17 protein-coding genes are annotated in these 20,159 nt (G+C 56.8%); 10 read left to right on the top strand and 7 right to left on the bottom strand.

The annotated features are described in order from the left end of the window. The first annotated feature begins 4 nt into the window (after positions 1-4). Positions 5-1,249, top strand: coding sequence for a DUF1501 domain-containing protein (locus tag Z948_RS0115490; RefSeq protein ID WP_025060473.1), 1,245 nt, complete (start codon positions 5-7; stop codon positions 1,247-1,249). 128 nt (positions 1,250-1,377) lie between these two features. Here Z948_RS0115490 and Z948_RS18545 read toward each other — a convergent pair whose 3' ends face one another. Both Z948_RS18545 and ndk read right to left on the bottom strand, forming a co-directional pair. Beyond that, entirely contained in the window at positions 1,378-3,885 is a 2,508-nt protein-coding gene (locus tag Z948_RS18545) for an ATP-binding protein (protein ID WP_025060472.1), read from the bottom strand. Positions 3,886-4,255: 370 nt separating this feature from the next. Next, complete coding sequence (gene ndk / locus Z948_RS0115480; RefSeq protein ID WP_025060471.1) at positions 4,256-4,678, bottom strand: nucleoside-diphosphate kinase; 423 nt, start codon at positions 4,676-4,678, stop codon at positions 4,256-4,258. A gap of 104 nt (positions 4,679-4,782) precedes the next feature. On the opposite strand from ndk, the gene Z948_RS0115475 reads away from it, so the two are divergent. The 3 genes from Z948_RS0115475 to Z948_RS0115465 are packed head-to-tail and all read left to right on the top strand — an operon-like array spanning position 4,783 to position 7,910. After that, complete coding sequence (locus Z948_RS0115475; protein WP_025060470.1) at positions 4,783-6,645, top strand: ABC-F family ATP-binding cassette domain-containing protein; 1,863 nt, start codon at positions 4,783-4,785, stop codon at positions 6,643-6,645. Continuing rightward, entirely contained in the window at positions 6,642-7,283 is a 642-nt protein-coding gene (locus Z948_RS0115470; protein WP_025060469.1) for a MarC family protein, read from the top strand. The genes Z948_RS0115475 and Z948_RS0115470 overlap by 4 nt, the downstream gene beginning before the upstream one ends. Positions 7,284-7,328: 45 nt before the next feature. Beyond that, positions 7,329-7,910, top strand: a complete 582-nt coding sequence (locus tag Z948_RS0115465) for a retropepsin-like aspartic protease family protein (RefSeq protein WP_025060468.1) — start codon at positions 7,329-7,331, stop codon at positions 7,908-7,910. An 81-nt stretch (positions 7,911-7,991) separates the two neighbouring features. Here the strand turns inward: Z948_RS0115465 and Z948_RS0115460 are convergent, their stop codons facing one another. Both Z948_RS0115460 and Z948_RS0115455 read right to left on the bottom strand, forming a co-directional pair. After that, positions 7,992-8,450 carry a DNA polymerase III subunit chi gene (locus tag Z948_RS0115460; RefSeq protein ID WP_025060467.1) on the bottom strand — a complete coding sequence of 153 codons (459 nt, stop codon included), beginning with the start codon at positions 8,448-8,450 and terminating at the stop codon, positions 7,992-7,994. Positions 8,451-8,456: 6 nt separating this feature from the next. After that, a complete protein-coding gene (locus Z948_RS0115455) occupies positions 8,457-9,932 on the bottom strand; it encodes a leucyl aminopeptidase (RefSeq protein WP_025060466.1) in 1,476 nt (491 codons plus the stop codon). 139 nt (positions 9,933-10,071) lie between these two features. Between Z948_RS0115455 and lptF the strand changes: the two genes are divergently transcribed. From lptF to rsmA, 6 genes are read left to right on the top strand one after another with little or no spacing between them, the layout of a single operon-like run. After that, positions 10,072-11,202 carry an LPS export ABC transporter permease LptF gene (lptF, locus tag Z948_RS0115450; protein WP_025060465.1) on the top strand — a complete coding sequence of 377 codons (1,131 nt, stop codon included), beginning with the start codon at positions 10,072-10,074 and terminating at the stop codon, positions 11,200-11,202. Beyond that, positions 11,199-12,296 (top strand): LPS export ABC transporter permease LptG, encoded by a 1,098-nt coding sequence (lptG, locus tag Z948_RS0115445; RefSeq protein WP_025060464.1) that lies wholly within the window; start codon positions 11,199-11,201, stop codon positions 12,294-12,296. The genes lptF and lptG overlap by 4 nt, the downstream gene beginning before the upstream one ends. Beyond that, positions 12,297-14,438: an LPS-assembly protein LptD gene (locus Z948_RS0115440; RefSeq protein WP_025060463.1), complete on the top strand. Its 2,142-nt coding sequence runs from the start codon at positions 12,297-12,299 to the stop codon at positions 14,436-14,438. Further along, on the top strand, positions 14,426-15,643 hold the full coding sequence (locus Z948_RS0115435) for a peptidylprolyl isomerase (RefSeq protein ID WP_025060462.1): 1,218 nt from the start codon (positions 14,426-14,428) through the stop codon (positions 15,641-15,643). The genes Z948_RS0115440 and Z948_RS0115435 overlap by 13 nt, the downstream gene beginning before the upstream one ends. Before the next feature lie 11 nt (positions 15,644-15,654). Beyond that, positions 15,655-16,605, top strand: coding sequence for a 4-hydroxythreonine-4-phosphate dehydrogenase PdxA (gene pdxA / locus Z948_RS0115430; RefSeq protein WP_245604583.1), 951 nt, complete (start codon positions 15,655-15,657; stop codon positions 16,603-16,605). Further along, positions 16,602-17,444 (top strand): 16S rRNA (adenine(1518)-N(6)/adenine(1519)-N(6))-dimethyltransferase RsmA, encoded by an 843-nt coding sequence (gene rsmA, locus Z948_RS0115425; RefSeq protein WP_025060460.1) that lies wholly within the window; start codon positions 16,602-16,604, stop codon positions 17,442-17,444. Before pdxA ends, rsmA begins: the two co-directional genes overlap by 4 nt. A gap of 50 nt (positions 17,445-17,494) precedes the next feature. Here the strand turns inward: rsmA and Z948_RS0115420 are convergent, their stop codons facing one another. From Z948_RS0115420 to prfA, 3 genes are all read right to left on the bottom strand, one after another. Further along, complete coding sequence (locus Z948_RS0115420) at positions 17,495-18,067, bottom strand: DUF4167 domain-containing protein (protein WP_025060459.1); 573 nt, start codon at positions 18,065-18,067, stop codon at positions 17,495-17,497. A 197-nt stretch (positions 18,068-18,264) separates the two neighbouring features. Then, a complete protein-coding gene (gene prmC / locus Z948_RS0115415) occupies positions 18,265-19,080 on the bottom strand; it encodes a peptide chain release factor N(5)-glutamine methyltransferase (protein WP_081784107.1) in 816 nt (271 codons plus the stop codon). A 17-nt stretch (positions 19,081-19,097) separates the two neighbouring features. Further along, positions 19,098-20,147, bottom strand: a complete 1,050-nt coding sequence (gene prfA, locus Z948_RS0115410; RefSeq protein WP_025060457.1) for a peptide chain release factor 1 — start codon at positions 20,145-20,147, stop codon at positions 19,098-19,100. Positions 20,148-20,159 lie beyond the last annotated feature (12 nt).

Raw genomic sequence — 20,159 nt, 5'->3', positions numbered from 1 at the left:
CCTCATGAGCACATCTCTCAACCGCCGTGCCTTTCTTGCCCGCTCTGCTTTGCTGGGGTGCTCGCTTGCGGCAAGCCCCTTGGTGACGCCTGTCAGCCTTGCCGCAACACCTGGTGAAAACCGTCTGGTGGTCATTTTGCTGCGTGGCGGTATGGATGGTCTGGACGTGGTGCGCCCCTATGGCGACCCTGCCTATGCTGCCCTGCGCGGTGCCCCCCAAATAGGCGGTGATGAGGGGGCGATTGACCTAGACGGGTATTTCGCGCTGCATCCGGCGCTGCGGGCGTTGCACCCTCTTTGGAAACAAGGTCAGCTTGGCTTTGCCCATGCGGTATCTACCCCCTATCGCGATCAGCGCAGTCATTTCGATGGCCAAGACCTTCTTGAGGCTGGTCTGAGCAGTTTAAGCGATGGTTTGTCCCGTGATGGATGGCTTAATCGGGTCTTGCAACAGCTTCCCAATAGTCATGGCGAAACCGCATTTGCCATTGGCCGCGACCAGCTGAGCCTGCTCACAGGGCCTGAAAAAGTGCAACGCTGGACACCGGAATCGGATCTGGTGCTGAGCCCGCAAGCCGTGAAACTGGCGGGCCTCATAATGAAGGAAGACCCGCTGTTTGATGCCGCCTTTCAGCAGGCCATGGCCATCTCTGACAATGACGGTGATGCCGTGGCCACAATGGGTGGACAAAGAGAGATCATAAAAAAGCTCAACAACAACCAAAAGCGCGGCGGAGGAGGCAAAACCGCGCCGCTTGAGAACCGCATCGCCGAGTTTGCAGGCAAACGCCTGCGCGAAGAGACACGCATTGCGGCCTTTTCAATCAACGGCTGGGATACGCACCAGCAACAAGAACGCCCCCTTTCAAAGGCCTTGGGGCGCCTCTCAAACGCGATCCTGACGCTGCAAGAAACCGTGCGTGGCCCTGTCTGGAACAAAACCACCGTCGTCGCCGTGACCGAATTTGGCCGAACCGCGCGGATTAACGGATCTGGCGGGACCGATCATGGAACCGGCGGGCTTATGGTCCTTGCCGGAGGGGCGCTGCGGGGGGGACGTGTGCTGGGCGATTGGCCGGGTCTGGACGAAGCTCAACTTTATGACCGCCGTGACCTGATGCCCACCCGCGATGTACGCAGCGTGCTGGGCTGGTTACTGCACAGCCAATTCGGGCTACCCGCCTCGACGCTAGAAACAACGGTCTTTCCCGGAATGGAGATGGGCAGCGATATGGGGCTGTTGCGTTAGGGGCTGGTGTTATGTGTTTTGGCAGCTGTCAGTCAAAAGCGAACCACAGCCGTGAACACGCATTTGAAGTAACCGATCTTTGCGGCGCAGGAAGAGGCTTGTCGCGGCCAATGCTGTGAGACTGAAATCTAAGAAGCCAAGAAAGAAATTTGTTTCGCAATGCTCTTGCTTGCGTTTGCGTGTTTGAGCTTTCTGTGGACGATATCGGCTAAGTCATATTGACTAAATGGTTTTTTCAAAAAGCTGTGTTTCTCGATCACGCCTTCATCCGTGCCGCCACTAACGTTTGGATTGCCAGACATAATCACAATTTCAGGCCGCCATGGACGGTTTTCGATTGAGGCAACAAGATCAAGGCCGCTTTGACCACCTGGAAGAACGACATCGGTCAAAACCAGATCAATGTCCGAGCGCACATCCAGTAATCGGCGTGCTGCTTGAACGGTTTGAGCCTCCACCACAGTGTAGTTTAACTTCTTCAACATCCGCTTGAGCATATGCAGGATCACGTCATTGTCCTCGACGATCAATATGGTTTCTCCATTCCCGCTTGGAAAATCAACCTTGGGTTCTGGCCCTGATAGGGGCTGTTCAACACCTACGAATTGAGGCAAATACATGCGGACTGTTGTGCCCACGCTGGTCTGGCTATCAATGGTGATCATGCCCCCTGACTGCTGTGCAAGGCCACTGACCATAGACAAGCCCAAGCCCGACCCCTGCCCGACACCTTTGGTTGTAAAGAATGGCTCAACCGCACGTTCGATGGTGGCGGGATCCATTCCAACGCCATTGTCAGAAATTGAAATGACAACGTAACGGCCTTCAATCAGCTCCTGTTCCTGAACAAAATCTTGATTTTCCAGATAAATATTTTCGCATTCGATCCGAAGCTGACCGCCGCTTGGCATTGCGTCGCGCGCATTTAAGGCGAGGTTCAAAATAGCGTCTTCAATTTGCCCAGAGTCCACTTTTACGTGGCGAAGATCACTTGGCAATTCGAGGATCACGTCAATGTTCTCGCCAATGGTGCGGGAAATAATGTGCTCCATCCCCCGAACTAGAAGAGTCAGATCAGTTTGCTTTGCCACCAAAGGCTGCTGCCGTGAATAAGCCAACAGGCGCTGCGTCAACGAAGCACCGCGACGCGTTGCTTTTTGAATTTCATCGAGAAGATCCAGATCGTGGTCTAACTTCTCCTCTAGCAATTCAGAGTTGCCCTGAATAATTGCAAGCAAGTTGTTGAAATCATGGGCAACACCGCCGGTCAGCTTCCCAATGGCTTCCATTTTTTGCGCCCGCCGCAGCTGCTCTTCTTTTCTCGTCTCTTCTGTGATGTCTTGTAACGTGGCGCTCAAAATTTGCCCGTCATCATAGAAATCACCCCGCTCCTGCGCGCGTAGTTTGATGACGGCGTCCGATCCATCGGATTTGGTAATTCGGAAAACAATTTCGGCATCCTTGCTGCTGTTGATTGCTTGTTTCAAAATCTCGTGCACGTGCTCGCGATCTTGAGTGTGAACCAACTGGGCAAATTCCTCCATTTCGAGGTGTTCTATATCGCCCCTCACACCTAGCAATACCCGCGCCTCAACGGATAAACCAATATCCGCTGTATCGGGGCATAATGTCAGGGCGCCAATCTTTGCGACCCTATGGGCTTCGCGCAGGCTATCCTCAGTTCTCCTTAAATCTGCAGTTGCTACCGCAACCGCCTGCCGAAGTTGAGCCGGTTGGCGCAGAAGGAACAGCGAGAAAGCCGTCAGCATCGCCGCAATAGCGATTGAAGCAATTCGGAAATTTAACGCCCCCGGCCAGGCACTGGGCCAACCGGCTGAAGGTATAGTTGCCAATTGCCACGTTCCCGTCGCAAGTTCGATTTCCTCCAGATGTGGATCCATCTGAAATATTTCAGATTCACCCCATAGCACTCGGTGCGGCTTTCCGTCTGATAATTGGCGCAAAGCGTAAAAATTCTGTCCCTTGGTGCGTGTCGTTTCTTCTGCGCCATGCACAGGAAACAAACTCGTTACAGCAGTGAAATCGATAACGATAATTGCAAACCCCCAAAACTGTTTTTGGTTTTGCTCAGAGACGTCAAAAATAGGCTTGCGCGCAATCAGGCCAACGCCACCTTGGACAAGGTCAACAGGGCCAATGATCATGAAATCATTGTTTTTTATCGCATCATAAGCATCCTTAGAACGCTTGGGATCTGCTAAGAGATTGTGGCCAATGGCCGCTGCGTTGCGCTCGGGATCTGTTACATATTTAACAATGCCATCTGGCGCGAATTGAAGCGACAAAATGCTAGCATCGTCATTTTTGATTTGGTTCGCGAATTTCAAAAAGCCTTCGTTACTGAAAGCTGGCTCGGCATTTTTGAAGGCGACAAGAGCTTGTGCTGTTACAAGTCGTTTGCTGATTTCATCCTGTATGGACTTGGCAATCTGAGACCCTATTTCAGCCGTGTTTTCCCGAACTGACAATCCGTGCATCTGCGTTTGCTGGCGGTCGAATTGAGCACAGACAAACAGCGTAATACTAAAGACCAGCGCGCCAATACACATCATCCAAACATAATGCGATATGCGGCGGCCGGCACCCGAGGCGTTTTTTCTCACAGACGTGAACATTTAGGGATTTCCGATATCTTTCTGTGGATTATCTTACCAGAATACTTGTTAGTTTTAGTTAATTTAAGTTTAATCTCAGGTGGGTCTGGGCGCATTAAAACTCCCTTAATGCGCGAAATTCCGCCAAGAACTTCCCAAACGCGGTCCGTTTGGCCCAACATCTGGCACCTAGTTAACGCTATTCCAATATGAAATGCCTCAAATCCATCCGCCGATACATTCCCTGAAACGTCTTTGAAACCGCAAGCTCTGAAAAGCTGCTTTTCATGCAAGGCGCGGCATCGGTTAGATTGGGCACGAGGCTGCCGTTTCCCAACAAAAAAGGGCCGCCCGAAGGCGACCCTTTGATACGTCTCAGTGACTGAAAAACTTAGCCAACCAGCTCGAGGCCGGAGAAGAAGTATGCGATTTCGATCGCTGCTGTTTCTGGCGCGTCGGAACCGTGTACGGAGTTTTCACCAACGGATTCAGCGAACTCGGCGCGGATTGTGCCCGCTTCGGCGTCTGCTGGGTTGGTTGCGCCCATAACTTCGCGGTTTTTCGCGATGGCGTTTTCGCCTTCCAGAACCTGCGCAACGATTGGCGCAGAGGCCATGAATTCGCACAGTTCGTCATAGAAAGGACGCTCGGCGTGTACTTTGTAGAACTCGCCGGCTTGTGCTTTGGACAGGTGAATACGCTTGGATGCGACAACGCGCAGACCTGCGTCTTCGAATTTCTTAACAATCGCACCGGTCAGGTTGCGTTTTGTTGCGTCTGGTTTGATGATTGAGAATGTGCGCTCAAGAGCCATGGGTCGTCTCCAATATGGTGTTAATTTGGGCGCTCCCTAACATGGGTCCTGCCACATGAAAAGCGGCGATTGACGCCAAGGGCGACTTAGGTCACACCCCGCCTATGCTACGTATATCCGAGATCAACTATTCCGTCGAAGGCCGCCCCCTCTTTGAGGAGGCTAGCGCCGTCATTCCTGAGGGTCACAAAGTGGGCGTTGTGGGCCACAACGGGGCGGGTAAAACCACCCTTTTCCGCATTATTCGCGGGGAGTTAGGCCTAGACGGTGGTGAAATCATCCTGCCGTCGCGCGCCAAAATCGGCGGCATCGCTCAGGAGGTCCCCTCAAACGAGACCTCGTTGATCGACACGGTTCTAGAGGCCGATGTTGAACGCCACGCCTTGATGAAAGAATCCGAAACCGCCAAAGATCCCACGCGGATCGCCGAGATTCAGGCGCGGCTGGCCGATATTGATGCATGGTCCGCTGAGGGCCGTGCAGCGAGCATCCTTAAGGGCCTTGGGTTTGACGATCATGACCAGCAACAGCCCTGCTCGGCCTATTCGGGCGGCTGGCGCATGCGTGTGGCACTGGCGGGGGTTTTGTTTGCCCAGCCCGACGTGCTGCTGTTGGATGAACCGACCAACTATCTCGATCTTGAAGGGGCGCTGTGGCTGGAAAACTATCTGGCCAAATACCCCCACACCGTCATCATCATCAGCCACGACCGCGGCCTGTTGAACCGCGCTGTAGGCGGCATACTACATCTCGAGAATAAAAAGCTGACCTATTACCAAGGCAACTACGACCAATTTGCCAAAATGCGCGCCGAAAAACGCGCCCAGCAATCGGCAGCGGCCAAGAAACAACAGGCCCACAAGGCGCATATGCAGGCCTTTGTGGATCGCTTTAAGGCCAAAGCCTCCAAGGCGAAGCAGGCGCAGTCGCGCATGAAAGCCATTGAAAAGATGGTGACAATCACGCCGCCAGAAGAGGCAGCGCGCAAGGTGTTTACCTTCCCGCAACCAGATGAGCTGTCCCCGCCGATCATCAGCATCGAGGGCGGATCGACGGGCTATGATGAGGGCAACCCAGTTCTGTCCCGCTTGAACCTGCGCATCGACCAAGACGACCGTATCGCGCTTTTGGGCAAAAACGGTCAGGGCAAATCGACCCTGTCGAAACTGCTGTCCAACCGTCTGGTGCTGTTCGATGGCAAGGTCACCAATTCCAGCAAGCTGCGCATCGGCTTTTTCGCCCAGCACCAAGTGGATGAGCTGATGGTGGAAGAAACGCCGCTTCAGCACATGATCTCGGCCCGTCCGGGTGTGATGCAATCGAAACTACGCGCGCAGTTGGCGGGTTTTGGCCTTGGGCCTGATCAGGCCGACACCGCCGTTGGGCGCTTGTCTGGGGGGCAAAAGGCGCGGCTGTCGCTGCTGCTGGCCACATTAGACGCGCCGCATCTGTTGATCCTCGATGAACCGACAAACCACCTTGATATTGAAAGCCGCGAGGCGCTGGTTGAGGCGCTGACGCGCTATTCAGGCGCTGTGATCCTTGTCAGCCACGACATGCACTTGCTGTCGATGGTGGCGGATCGTTTGTGGCTGGTATCGAACGGCACGGTGAAACCCTATGAGGATGATCTGGAAGCCTACCGCAAGATGTTGCTGACTGTGGACAAACCCGTCAGCAAAAATGCCCGCCCCAAGGTTGAGGCCCCAAAACCCAAACGTGCTAGCCGCGAAGACGTGATCGCGCTCCGCTCAGAGGTGCGCAGCTCAGAAGCGCGCGTGACCAAGATCAACGAGATGCGCGATAAACTCGCCAAAAAGCTCGCTGATCCTGCTCTTTACGAAAAAGACAAGGTTGGTGAGCTAGAAGTCTGGAACAAGAAATACGCAGAGGTTATGGCCGCTCTTGAACGTGCCGAAGCCATCTGGATGACTGCCGCCGAGAAACTGGAGAAAGCCCAAGCATGACCGTTGATATGGCCTATATGGTTGCAGCTTTTGTAACGATGTTTGTGGTCATTGACCCGATCGCGATTGCGCCCATTTTCCTTGCGCTAACACCAGACATGACCGCACAAGAGCGCAGCAAAATTGCGCTGCGGGCTGTTTTGGTGGGTGGTTTCCTGCTTGTCCTTTTTGCCTTCTTTGGCAAGGCGGTGCTGGAATTTGCGGGTATTTCAATGGCTGCCTTCCGCGTGGCTGGCGGGATATTGTTGTTCTTAACGGCGATGGACATGCTGTTTGAACGCCGCACAAAACGCCGCGAAGACAGCTCGGAAACGCCTGAGGTGATGGAACAGGACGACCCTTCTGTCTTTCCCCTTGCCATTCCTTTGATCGCAGGGCCCGGTGCGATCGCCTCGGTGATCCTGTTGGTGGGGCAAAAACCTGGGGGTGAGGGGCTGATCTCGGTCATCGCCATCACAACTGTGGTTTTGGCAATCATGTATGTCATGCTGCGCCTGTCTTCGTTGTTAGAACGGGTGCTGAGCAAGGTTGCGATCAACGTGATCACACGCGTCCTAGGCATGTTGTTGGCCGCGCTATCTGTGCAGTTCGTTCTGGATGGTCTGGCCGAATTCGGTTTTGTCACCCCGCTTGGATAACACCTCAAAGCCCCTATATGTTAGAAAGAACATTAAGGAGCAGCCATGAGTGCCGACAATACAGCAAACCTGATTTACCTTGTGCTATTGGGCTGCGCAGTCGGCGGCTGGTTTTTGGTTCAAAACCGTGATGGTATCGGAAAAATGATGCAACAGGCGCTGATCTGGGGCTTTATTTTCCTCGGCGTTGTTGCGGGTTATGGCCTGTGGAACGATGTGCAGCGCCAGACCACGCACAATCAGATGCTTACCCATAGCGACGGTCAAATTTCAGTGCCGCGTCAGCCTGACGGGCACTATTACCTCACGCTTGAGCTGAACGGCGCAAACATCCGTTTTGTGGTGGATACAGGAGCAACCGACATGGTGCTCACCCGTGACGATGCCGCGCGCGCGGGGATTGATCCCGATAGCCTTGTCTTCCTTGGCACGGCAAACACCGCAAATGGCCAAGTGCGCACCGCGCCTGTGCGCATCAATACTGTGCGCCTTGGTGACATCACCGACACAGATGTGCGCGCATCGGTGAATGGCGGCCAGATGCAGGGCTCCCTGCTGGGTATGGGATACCTTGAAAAATGGGGCCGGATCGAGATTTCTGGCGGCGAGCTGCGCCTGACGCGCTAACGCATGTTCACGCGCCCTGCCCACATGTGACAGAAAATCAGGGTTTCCCAGCCCCTCCCGAATAGGGAGTGTGCCCCAAACCTAGCTTTCCGCCTTTTTCACCCAACGCCCGCCATCCTCGGCCCAATATTGCGCAGAAACACCCGCCGCTTTCAGGGCTTTCCACTGGCCGCGCGCATGGGTTAGCTCGTCTTCGTCATAGCCATCAAAGATGATGCAAACCCGTTCCATCCCTGTCACATCATCTGCGGAAACATCCGCTGAATGCACCGCCATGATGCAGCTGGCATTATTCAGGTTCTCGCTGGATTGCCCCAACAAAACAGGCTGGGCGGCATCGTGATCGCCGCCCTGCAAACCATGGGGCAAAAAGCCATCCTCAGGCCCCAGCCATAGCGCCTTGTCCAGCGCCTCTAACCCCATCGGGTTTGTGCCGCGCACCGCCACGCGCCAGCCAGCGGACAAAGATTTGTCCACCAGCATGCGCAGCGTATCCACCAGCGTCTTTTCCTGAAGTTGATAGAACATGGCGACGCCCATTTAGGTTCACTCCGCCTCGTAATTATCTGCAACCAAACGGTTAAGTGAGGCAACGCCCCACCCCGTAGCCCCAACAGGCGCCAGCGCGGTTTCAGATTTCACCGAAGCAACCCCCGCAATATCTAGGTGGATCCATGGGCAGTCCTCCTGCACAAAACGCCCAAGGAATTGCGCCGCGGTGATTGACCCCGCCGGACGGCCGCCGACGTTTTTCATATCCGCAATACGGCTTTTGAGCTGCTTGTCATAGCCATCGCCCATCGGCATGCGCCACGCGCCCTCGCCCTCGGCTTCGGCGGCCTTTAGGAAATCATTGCAGAAGGAGGTGTTGTTGGAAAATACGCCAGCGTTTTCATGGCCCAATCCAATGATGATCGCGCCCGTCAATGTCGCCAGATCAATCATCGCGGCTGGTTTGTATTTTTCCTGCGCGTAATGCATCACATCACATAGCACCAAACGACCTTCGGCATCGGTGTTGATATTCTCAACCGTCAGCCCCTTCATCGTGGTCACCACATCCCCCGGACGCGAGGCATTGCCCGATGGCATATTCTCGACAATCCCGACAAGGCCCACAACATTGGCCTTGGCACCGCGCAGCGCCAAGGTGCGCATCACGCCCGCAACCACAGCCGAGCCGCCCATATCCATGGTCATCTCTTCCATGCCAGCACCCGGTTTCAGGGAAATCCCGCCCGTGTCAAACACCACGCCCTTCCCAACCAAGGCCAGCGGCGCGGCGCCCTTTTCACCGCCATTCCACTGCATCGCCACCACATAGGACGGGCTGACCGAGCCTTGGCCAACAGAGAGCAACGTGCGCATGCCCAGCTTTTCCAGCGCTTTTTCATCCAGCACTTCAACCTTCAAGCCAAGGCTTTCCATCTCTTTCAAACGCTCGGCATAATTGGTCGTCGTCAGCACATTGGCTGGCTCATTTGTCAGATCGCGGCACATATGCGCGCCCTCGGCAACTGCCAGCAGCGGCGCACAGGCAGCCTCCAGCTCTGATGGTTTGCTGTGCATGACTTTTGCAGAACCGCCCCGCGTTGTGTCCGCGCTCTTGTGATCTTCAAACGCGTAATCGCGCATGACAAAGCCATAGACGACCTCTTCAGCGCGGCGGATCAACCCGCATAGCATTAAAACATCGCCTTTTCCGCCACGCGCCTTGGCCAATGCGGCCCCTGCTTTGCGCGCTTGTGCCGTTTTGGAGGCCCGCTCCAAGCGGATCACATCCACCGCCTCAGCAGCCATGCCCGCAGGATAGGCAAGGCTCACAATATCGCCCTCGGCCATCTTTTCCCAACGGGACGTTTCCGCCAGACGGGCAATCGCCCCTTTGGTCAGACGGTTCACACGGCGTGCGCATTGATCCAGCTTGCCTGCAGCATCGACAAACACGGCAACGCGGCCTTCATGCGCGGCGATGGCGTCCAGATCGATTTCGGTGAAAGTGACAGGGGTGAGATTGCTCATGATGTGCGCCTTTTTGCTATCTATTGCCCAAGACCTACCGCGCCACCGCCCGCATGACCAGATATGAGTTTTCCCCCCCAGCAGTTTCGGGTAAAGTCAGCCCAATCGCCGCAAGAGCACATGAACAGGAGGGAATCGGGTGGCCAAGTTCGACCGCTATATGCTGTCGCAGCTGCTGGTTCTGTTTGGATTTTTCGCGCTCGTTTTAGTGGCGATATTCTGGATCAACCGCGCAGTTGTTTTGTTCGACCGCCTCATCGGAGACGGCCAAACCGCCCTTGTTTTCCTAGAGTTCACAGCCCTCGGGCTGCCCAAACTCATCGCAACCGTGCTGCCCATCGCAACCTTTGCCGCCGCCGTCTACGTCACCAACCGTATGATGACAGACAGCGAGATCACCGTATTACAAGCCACAGGCACAGGGCCGTGGCGCATGGCACGGCCTGTTTTTGTATTTGGCCTTTGTATTGCTTTGGCCATGGCTGTGCTCAGCAACTTTTTGGTGCCCATGGCGCAAGCCCAACTCAAAGAACGTGAGCAGGAAATCGCGCAAAATGTAACCGCCCGACTGCTCACCGAAGGGACGTTCTTGCACCCTTCACAACAGGTTACTTTTTACACCCGCCAGATTGATAGCGATGGCGTGCTGCGCGATGTCTTTTTGTCCGACCGCCGCGACCCAAACCACGGGATCATCTACACCGCGGCCGAGGCCTATATGGTGCGCAGCGGTGATGCGACGACCCTGATCATGGTCGATGGTCTGGCCCAACGGCTGGAACAAGAAGGGTTGCGTCTGGCGACCGCCAAATTCGCTGACTTTTCTTTCGATATCTCTTCCCTTGTGCGCAGTGAAACTGTGGATGAGTTAGACATCAGCAACACCACGACCCCCTATCTAACCCATGGCTGGGCCCAGATCGCGCAGCAGTCTGGCAGCTCGATCGGATCTGTCGCCGAAGAATTGCATACGCGGTTTGCGCGCCCGCTCTTTTGTATCGTTGCAGCCATGATCGGCTTTACCACCTTGCTGATCGGCGGGTTTTCCCGATTTGGCGTCTGGCGCGAAATCGTCTTTGCCTTTGCTCTGTTGGTGGTATTGGACGGCACGCGGGGGACGTTGACCTCTCAGGTTACGGATAACGCCACCCTTTGGCCTTTGCTGTATCTGCCCTCGCTGATTGGCGCGATGATCGCGGCCTTGATGCTGCTTCACGCGGCACGGCCCAGCTGGCGCGCGCGCCTGAAACGCAGGGGCGCAACCGCATGATCCTCCACCTCTATTTCGCGCGCCGCTTTGGGATGAGCTTTCTTTTGATAACAGCCGTGCTGTTTACCCTGATCGCGTTGACGGGGCTGCTAGAGGAAACACGGCAGGACTATGCCGATAGCGTCAGCTTTGGGGATATTGTCACGCTGACGCTGTTGGACGTGCCGCAAAAGATCAATCTGATCCTGCCGCTGAACATGGTTCTGGCCACTGTCATCCTGTTTTTGAACATGGCCCGCACATCAGAAATGGTTGTGACCCGCGCCTCTGGCCGCTCGGCGTTGAAAACGCTGATGTCACCCGTTGTTGTTGCCTTTCTTATCGGACTGATGGTTGTGGGCATGTTCAACCCCATCGTTGCTGCCACCTCAAAACGCTATGAACAGGTTTCAGAAGGCTACCGCAATGGCGGCGCCTCTACCCTTTCCATCTCGGAAGAAGGTCTGTGGCTGCGCCAAGGCACCGATCAAGGCCAAACCGTGATCCGCGCGTGGCGGTCCAACAATGATGGATCGGTCTTATATGACGTCACCTTTATCTCATACGAGCCAAATGGCGGCCCGATCCGCCGGATCGAAGCAGAAAGCGCGGCCCTTGGCCCCGATGGCTGGCACCTGCGCAACGCAAAATCATGGCCTTTGAGGGTTGGGACAAACGCCGAAGGCAATGCCGAAACCCACGACAGCCTCGCCCTGCCCTCGACCCTGACGCTGGATCGCATTCGCGACAGCTTTGGCAAGGCAGGCGCCATTTCGATTTATGAGCTACCCGCCTTTATCAATCAGCTGGAATTCTCCGGCTTTTCGCCGCGCCGTCACAAGGTCTGGCTACAGGTCGAACTGGCCCGCCCCTTGTTCCTGATTGCCATGGTTCTGGTTGCGAGCGCCTTCACCATGCGCCATACCAGATCAGGAGGCACAGGCATTGCCGTCCTTTCGGCTGTTTTATTGGGGTTTGGTTTGTATTTCATCCGCAGTTTCGCACAAATTCTAGGCGAGAATGGCCAGATTCCTGTGCTTTTGGCTGCATGGGCCCCGCCGATCGCGGCAATTCTGCTGGCACTTGGCCTGATCTTGCAACGTGAGGATGGCTAGATGATCCGCCTCCTTTCCTTGCTTTTGCTCCTCCTTCTTCCCCTGCGTGCAACCGCCCAAGAGCAATCTGCGGCGCTGCTTGTCGCGGATGAGCTTTATATCACGCGCGAGCGCGATTTGGTTGCGTCAGGCAATGTCGAAGCCTTCCAGAACGGCATCCGCCTCAGCGCCAGTTCGATCCGCTATAACCAAAACGGCGGCGGTCTAAAGATCGAAGGGCCCATCACCCTGACCGAAGGCGAAGACACCGTCATTGTCGCCAATTCGGCCGAGTTGGACGCCGATTTGCGCAATGGCATCCTGAAAGGCGCGCGGCTGGTGCTGAAACAGCAGCTTCAACTGGCTGCGGTACAGATTGACCGCGTTGATGGCCGCTATAGCCAGCTGTATAAAACCGCCGTTACCTCCTGCCGTATCTGTGATGATGGCCGCCCGCCACTTTGGCAAATCCGTGCAAAACGTGTGATCCACGATGAGGTCGAACAGCAGCTCTATTTTGACGAGGCGCAATTTCGCATTGGACGTATCCCTGTGCTTTGGCTGCCGCGCCTCAGAATGCCTGGCCCAACGGTTGAACGCGCCAGCGGCTTTCTGGTGCCCTCGATCCGCTCGACGTCCAGTTTGGGCGTCGGGGTCAAGATCCCGTATTTCTTTAAGCTTAGCGAAAAACGTGATCTGACCCTCACCCCTTATCTGTCCTCTTCCACCACCACGCTGGAATTCCGCTATCGCCAATCTTATCGTAATGGCCGCATCCAGTTTGACGGGGCGATCACCCGCGATGATCTGCGCCCCTCAGAGACCCGCGGTTATGTTTTCGGCAATGGCCTGTTTGCCCTGCCCAACGACTTTGTCCTGAATTTCGCGATCGAAACAGTAAGTGACGATGGCTATCTGGATACTTATGGCTACTCCAGCAAAGACCGCCTGCGCACGGAACTAACCATTAGCCGCGCGCGGCGCGACGAATATATCCGCGCCAGCTTCTACAACTTCAAATCCATTAGGGACGACGAAGAAAACGAAACCCTGCCAACGCTGGTTCTGGATGGCGAATATGAACGCCGCTTTTTCCCGACCTCTTTGGGCGGAGAGCTGCGCACCCGCTTTGAAGCCCATAGCCATGGGCGTATTTCCGATCTGGCGGTTGATAGCGACGATGCCGATGACGTGGTCGATGGGCGGGATGTAACCCGCCTTAGCGCTGAAATTGATTGGTTGCGCAGCTTTACTCTGCGCAATGGCCTGCGCACAGATACCACTGTTGGGCTTGCCTTTCACACCTTCAACATCAGCCAAGATGACACAACAGCAGCAGACCCCAGTGAAATCACCCCCCATGCTGCGGTCACCCTGCGCTATCCTCTTGTGAAAACAACAGCCTCGGGCGTTAGCCATGTGCTGGAACCTGTCGTGCAGCTTAGTTGGACGGGCGGTGATCGCCTTGATATCCCGAATGAAGAAAGCACCCGTGTCGAATTTGACCAAGGCAACCTGTTGGCCATGTCGCATTTCCCGCGCGCTGACAGGCGTGAACGCGGCGCGATGGCCGCCGTTGGTCTGGGATGGTCGCGGTTCAACCCTGATGGCTGGGATGCGCAGCTCAGCGTGGGACAGGTTTTCCGCGAAGACCTAGACACATCGTTTTCCACCACCTCTGGGCTGAACACGCTATCCTCCGATCTGCTGGTCGCGGGGCAGGTCAGCTCAAAAGACGGTATCATCCTGACAGGGCGCGGATTGTTCGAAAATGACTTTTCCCTTTCCAAGGCCGAATTCCGCGGAGACTACAACTTTGATCGCGGGCGCATTGGGGGCTCTTATGTCTGGCTACAAGAAGACGCCGACGAAGACCGTGACAGCGAAGTTTCGGAATTCACCTTGGACGGTAGCTATAAGATCAACCAATTCTGGACCGCCTCGGCGGACTGGCGCTATGACCTTGCCTCCGATCGCGCTTCAACCGCTGGTCTGGGATTGCGATACGAAAACGAATGTGTGACCCTCGATCTTACGGTCGATCGCAGCTATTCAACATCAACCAGCGTTGAACCCTCAACGGATTTCGGATTTAACATCGGACTGCGGGGCTTTTCCGCAGATACAGGAACAGAAAGATACGTTCGCTCATGTTCAAACTAAAACCCACCCTCGCCGCCTTTGGCCTGATTGCAACGCTTGCCGCCCCCGTGGGCGCGCAAAACCTGTTTGCTCCGGCAGCGACAGTCAACGACAGCGTTGTCACCGAGTTCGAAGTCCAACAGCGTATCCGTTTCTTGCAAGTGCTCAACGCACGCGGCGCGACCCGCAAGGCCGCCGTTGAAAGCCTGATCAATGAACGCCTCCGCGGCGAAGCCATTCGCGACGCGGGCCTGAACCTCAGCCAAGAAGGCATCAACGCCGCGCTTGAGGAATTTGCTGGCCGTGCAAACATGACACGCGCGGAATTCACCTCGGCCTTGGCGCGCGCAGGTGTGGAAAAAGAAACCTACCGCGATTTCGTGCTTAATGGCATTACGTGGCGCGATCTGATCCGCGCACGCTATGGCTCACGGGTGAGCATCTCCGAGGCCGAGATCGACCGCGCATTAGCCTCGCAAAGCACAGGCGCCTCCAACATTCGCGTGCTTGTATCCGAGATCATCATCCCCGCGCCCCCACCGCGCGCCGCGCAGGTTGCCGCCATTGCCGAAGACATCGCGCAAAGCACATCCGCCAACCAATTTTCGGCCTTTGCCCGTAAATATTCTGCCACAGCCACCCGTGGCGCTGGTGGCCGTTTACCATGGCAAGACCTCAGCAACCTGCCCCCTGCCTTGCAGCCGCTGATCCTTTCGCTTTCTCCAGGGGAAGTGACCCAGCCGCTGAATATCCCGAATGCTGTTGCCCTGTTCCAGCTGCGCGACATCGAAGAAACCAGCCGCCCTGCGCGCACATACTCGGCCATTGAATATGCCGCCTATTACATGGCTGGCGGCCGTTCCGCAGAAACCCTGCAACAGGCGGAAAACCTGAAGGCCGAAGTCGACGTTTGCGACGACCTCTATGCCTTTGCCAAAGGCCAACCAGAAAGCGTTCTGGACCGTGAAACCCTGCCGCCCTCCAAGCTGCCTAAAGATTTCGCAATCGAGCTGAGCAAGATGGACGAAGGCGAAGTGTCGACCGCGCTCACCCGCTCTGATGGGCAAGCTTTGGTGTTCCTGATGATGTGTGGCCGCACCGCCGAGCAAAACGCAGAAGTCAGCCGCGAAGACGTCGCAGGCTCGATCCGCCAGCGCCGCTTGTCTGGCTTTGCCGATAGCCTTCTGTCCGAGCTCCGCTCGGAAGCGCGTATCAGCATTAAATGAAACCCGTTGTAATGACCTGCGGCGAACCCGCAGGCATAGGCCCCGAGATTGCCGCCCAAGCTTGGGCGGCACTGGGCCGCGACATCCCGCTGGTATGGCTGGGCGATCCACGCCACCTGCCAGAGGGCACCCCGCATGAAATCATCACGGACGCGGCCCAAGCCGGCGCCGTCAGCAAACGCGCTCTGCCCGTCTTGGCCCATCCCTTTGCAGGGAACGCCGTTGCAGGCGAACCAGACCCTGCCAATGCCGTTGGGGTGATTGACGTTATCGCGCGCGCCACTGATCTGGTGCAATCGGGCGAGGCTTCGGCCATTTGCACCGCACCCATTCACAAAAAGGCGCTGAAAGACGGCGCTGATTTCGCCTATCCTGGTCATACGGAATATCTGGCCGCACTTGCAGGGCAAGAAGACGTGGTGATGATGCTCGCCTCACAGCAGCTGCGCGTGGTGCCCGCGACGATCCACATCGCCTTGGCCGAAGTGCCCACCGCCCTCACCCCCGCGCTGCTGCGCCGCACCATCGAAATCACGCACCACGGTCTGCAGCAACAATTTGGCATCGTGTCACCGCGCATCGCCATCAGCGGGCTAAACCCCCATGCGGGCGAAGGCGGTGCAATGGGCCACGAAGAGCTGAACTGGATCAACGGTCTGATAGACGACATGCGCAGCGAAGGGTTTACCCTCGCAGGTCCGCTGCCTGCTGACACAATGTTCCACGCCGCCGCCCGCGCCAAATATGACGCCGCCATCGCCATGTATCATGATCAGGCGCTGATCCCGATCAAGACGCTGGATTTTGACAAAGGCGTCAACGTCACCCTTGGCCTGCCCTTTATCCGCACCTCACCCGACCACGGCACTGCCTTTGATATCGCGGGCAAAGGCATCGCCAACCCCTCCAGTATGATCGAGGCCATCCGCATGGCCCACCGCATGGCAACAACATCATCATGAGCACAATCGACAACCTCCCGCCCCTGCGCCAAGTGATCAACACGCATGAGCTGCAAGCACGCAAATCCTTGGGGCAGAACTTTCTTCTGGATCTGAACCTCACGGCCAAAATCGCCCGTCAGGCGGGGGATTTGACGGAATGTGATGTGCTCGAAATTGGCCCTGGTCCCGGTGGCCTGACCCGTGGTCTGCTCGCCGAAGGTGCCCGCCGCGTCTTGGCCATTGAAAAAGACCGCCGCTGCATGCCCGCCTTGGCCGAAATCGCTGCGGCCTATCCAGACCGTCTACAAGTGATCGAAGGAGACGCCCTAGAGGTTGATCCCCTTGCCCACCTCACACCGCCAATCCGCGTGGCGGCTAACCTGCCCTATAACATTGGCACCGAACTGCTGGTGCGCTGGCTCACCCCCACGGATTGGCCCCCGTTTTGGCAAAGCCTGACGCTGATGTTCCAGCGCGAAGTCGCCGAGCGTATCGTCGCGCAACCAGGGTCAAAGGCCTATGGCCGCCTTGCCCTGCTGGCGCAATGGCGCGCGGACGCCAAGATCGTGCTTAACCTCCCGCCCGAGGCCTTTACCCCGCCGCCAAAGATCTCCAGCGCGGTTGTCCACCTCACCGCCCTGCCCGAGCCCCGCTTTCCCGCCGATGCGGCGATCCTGTCGCGCACCGTTGCAGCCGCGTTTAACCAGCGCCGCAAGATGCTGCGCGCGGCCCTCAAAGGCACAGCACCAGATATCGAAGACCGCCTGATCGCCGCAGGCCTGAAACCCACAGACCGCGCCGAACAGGTACCGCTGGAAGGGTTTTGTGCCCTCGCCCGCGAAATCGCCAAGCCCTAAGACCTAAGACCAAAAACTGAAAAGGCCCCGCAAATCGCGAGGCCTTTCTATTATTCTGCCGCTTCGGGCTGATCGCCGCTGCCTTCAGGCTTGGGCGCTGATGCGGCCTCTTCCTTTGGCTTTGGCTTGCGCCGTGGGGCGCGGCGTGTCTTTGGCTTGGTTTCGGCCTTTGCCTCTGGCGTTTCAACCAGATCGCTGGCCTCTTCGGCCGCTGCTGGCTGCTCCTGTTCTGACGGATCAGTGGCCTCTGGCTGCTGGGCGGGCTGTTGCTGGGCTTCACGCTCCTGCCGCTCGGCACGTTCGCGATCGCGTTCGGCCTGACGTTCGCGGTTCTGGCGCTCCTGCTCTTCGCGTTTGGCGTCCTGCTCTTTCTGAGCTTCGGACAACAGGCGCAGGTAGTGTTCTGCGTGCTGCTGGAAGTTTTCCATCGCAACGCGGTCATTGCTGAGCTGGGCGTCACGCGCCAACTGGTTATACTTCTCGATCACCTGACTGGGCGTGCCACGCACTTTGCCCTCGGGCCCCGAGCTGTCAAACACACGGTTGACAACATTGCCACCCTGATTGCCGCCGCCACGGTTACGGTTTTTATTATTACGCGAACGCGATCTTTGAGGTTTCATAGAGGGGGTCAGCCTTTTGGTGCTGTTATTCGTTCTGACCGTAGGCGCGCCAGGCGCACATTGTCGGTACGTGATGAAGTTGGGCATAACGCCGCGCGGGACCGCTAGGAGCTTTCACCGCTGCAACGCCCTTTTCATAGCCTTCTCTGTACCGTTGGGGCAAGAGGCAATCCGATAGAATCCGTCAAAAATCCAGACTAAGCTGGATTTTGTGCCCGCAAAACCCGATCTCGCCCATCCAGATCAGGCAAAATCGCAACATCCGCCCAACCAGCGGCTTCAAAGATCGCTTTTACATCCGCGCCCTGCTGCCAACCGATCTCGGCCAATACGCGGCCATCTGCGGTGAGATAGCTTTGTGCTTGTTCTGCGATCAGGCGATAAACGCTCAGGCCATCGGCCCCATCTGTCAGCGCCATTTCAGGTTCATGCAAGGCCAGCTCTGGCGCGATATCGGCCATTTCGGATTTTGCCAGATAGGGCGGGTTGCTGACGATCAGATCATACCGCCCCTCAACAGCGGCAAACCAATCCGATTGCGCAATCTCGGCGCGATCAGCCACCTTGTGCAAAACCGCATTGGCGCTGGCCTGCAGGCACGCGCCCTCGGATAAATCAACGCCAATTCCCCTCGCCTCGGCCTGCTCGGCCAGCAACGTCACCAGAATACAGCCCGACCCCGTCCCAAGGTCCAGCACACGTTCAAAAGGCTCAGCAAGAGCCGCCTCAATCAGGCTTTCGGTTTCTGGGCGCGGGTCCAACACATCACTGCTGACCTTAAACCCCCGACCGTAAAACGCGCGCTCGCCCACCAGATGGGACACAGGCACGCGCACGGCGCGCAAAGCGATCAACTGTTCGTAGCGTTCCGAAATCTCTGGCGCGATCTCTTCTGGCGCGATCAAGGTAATGCGCGAGGCATCCACACTGGCCGCATGAGCCAGCAACAGCCGCGCATCGCGCGCAGGGTCCGCTACGCCGGCGGCGCGCAAACGCGCCGTTGCCGTTGCCATCGCCATTGCAGCAGTGATCACTGCGCCATCTCCGCCAACATCTGCGCCTGCGCATCTGCCGTTAGCGCATCGACAATCTCGTCCAGATCGCCCTGCATCACCTGATCCAATTTGTACAAGGTCAGGTTAATCCGGTGATCCGTCATCCGCCCCTGCGGAAAATTATAGGTGCGGATGCGTTCAGAGCGATCCCCACTGCCCACCTGCGATGCACGGCTGTCCGAGCGTTCTGAATCGATCCGCTGACGTTCAGCATCATACAGGCGCGTCTTAAGAACCTGCATCGCGATCTCGCGATTGCGGTGCTGGGATTTCTCCGAGCTGGTCACAACGATCCCCGAGGGAATATGCGTAATTCGCACCGCAGAATCCGTGGTGTTCACGTGCTGCCCCCCCGCGCCGGAGGAACGATAGGTATCAATGCGAATATCGTTGGGCGCAATCTGGATATCCACATCCTCGGCCTCAGGCAGCACGGCCACCGTCGCCGCCGAGGTATGGATGCGCCCGCCGCTTTCGGTGCTGGGCACACGCTGTACGCGGTGCACGCCGCTTTCGTATTTCAAACGGGCAAAAACGTTTTCGCCCGTAATATGGGCCACCACCTCTTTGATGCCGCCCAGCTCGGTTGCCTGCTCTTCGATCAGCTCAACCTTCCAGCCGCGCGTATCGGCGTAGCGTTGGTACATGCGCAGCAGATCGGCCGCAAACAGCGCCGCCTCATCGCCCCCTGTCCCGGGCCTGATTTCCAACATCGCAGGGCGCGCATCGGCCTCATCCTTGGGCAAAAGCGCCAGTTGCAACGAGGCCTCGGCCGCAGGCAAAGCCGCTTGAATTTCGGCAATCTCTTCGCTGGCGAGATCCTTCATATCGGGGTCCGACAGCATCTCCTGCGCCCCCTCAAGATTATCTAGCAGCACACGATAAGCAGCGATTTCATCTACAACTGGCTTTAGATCGCTATATTCTTTGGCCAGCTTCGAAATATCGCCACCAGCGGTAGACATCGCCGCTTCGAGGTACTCGAAACGGGCGGTAATCTGGGCAAGGCGGTCCATAGGTATCATCCGTTTGGAAGT

Origin of the sequence: Sulfitobacter donghicola DSW-25 = KCTC 12864 = JCM 14565, assembly GCF_000622405.1 — a bacterium.
Taxonomy (GTDB): Bacteria; Pseudomonadota; Alphaproteobacteria; order Rhodobacterales; family Rhodobacteraceae; genus Sulfitobacter; species Sulfitobacter donghicola.
The sequence above is the reverse complement of the archived record's forward strand: the minus strand, read 5'-3'. Positions and strand labels throughout refer to the sequence as shown.

Coding starts and splice junctions, on each gene's coding strand:
- Z948_RS18545 (WP_025060472.1), bottom strand. CDS start 3,885: ATGTTCACGTCTGTGAGAAAAAACGCCTCGGGTGCCGGCCGCCGCATA.
- lptG (WP_025060464.1), top strand. CDS start 11,199: ATGATCCTCCACCTCTATTTCGCGCGCCGCTTTGGGATGAGCTTTCTT.
- prfA (WP_025060457.1), bottom strand. CDS start 20,147: ATGATACCTATGGACCGCCTTGCCCAGATTACCGCCCGTTTCGAGTAC.
- ndk (WP_025060471.1), bottom strand. CDS start 4,678: ATGGCTCTTGAGCGCACATTCTCAATCATCAAACCAGACGCAACAAAA.
- Z948_RS0115465 (WP_025060468.1), top strand. CDS start 7,329: ATGAGTGCCGACAATACAGCAAACCTGATTTACCTTGTGCTATTGGGC.
- Z948_RS0115490 (WP_025060473.1), top strand. CDS start 5: ATGAGCACATCTCTCAACCGCCGTGCCTTTCTTGCCCGCTCTGCTTTG.
- Z948_RS0115420 (WP_025060459.1), bottom strand. CDS start 18,067: ATGAAACCTCAAAGATCGCGTTCGCGTAATAATAAAAACCGTAACCGT.
- Z948_RS0115455 (WP_025060466.1), bottom strand. CDS start 9,932: ATGAGCAATCTCACCCCTGTCACTTTCACCGAAATCGATCTGGACGCC.
- pdxA (WP_245604583.1), top strand. CDS start 15,655: ATGACCTGCGGCGAACCCGCAGGCATAGGCCCCGAGATTGCCGCCCAA.
- Z948_RS0115440 (WP_025060463.1), top strand. CDS start 12,297: ATGATCCGCCTCCTTTCCTTGCTTTTGCTCCTCCTTCTTCCCCTGCGT.
- Z948_RS0115475 (WP_025060470.1), top strand. CDS start 4,783: ATGCTACGTATATCCGAGATCAACTATTCCGTCGAAGGCCGCCCCCTC.
- Z948_RS0115435 (WP_025060462.1), top strand. CDS start 14,426: ATGTTCAAACTAAAACCCACCCTCGCCGCCTTTGGCCTGATTGCAACG.
- Z948_RS0115460 (WP_025060467.1), bottom strand. CDS start 8,450: ATGGGCGTCGCCATGTTCTATCAACTTCAGGAAAAGACGCTGGTGGAT.
- Z948_RS0115470 (WP_025060469.1), top strand. CDS start 6,642: ATGACCGTTGATATGGCCTATATGGTTGCAGCTTTTGTAACGATGTTT.
- rsmA (WP_025060460.1), top strand. CDS start 16,602: ATGAGCACAATCGACAACCTCCCGCCCCTGCGCCAAGTGATCAACACG.
- prmC (WP_081784107.1), bottom strand. CDS start 19,080: ATGGCAACGGCAACGGCGCGTTTGCGCGCCGCCGGCGTAGCGGACCCT.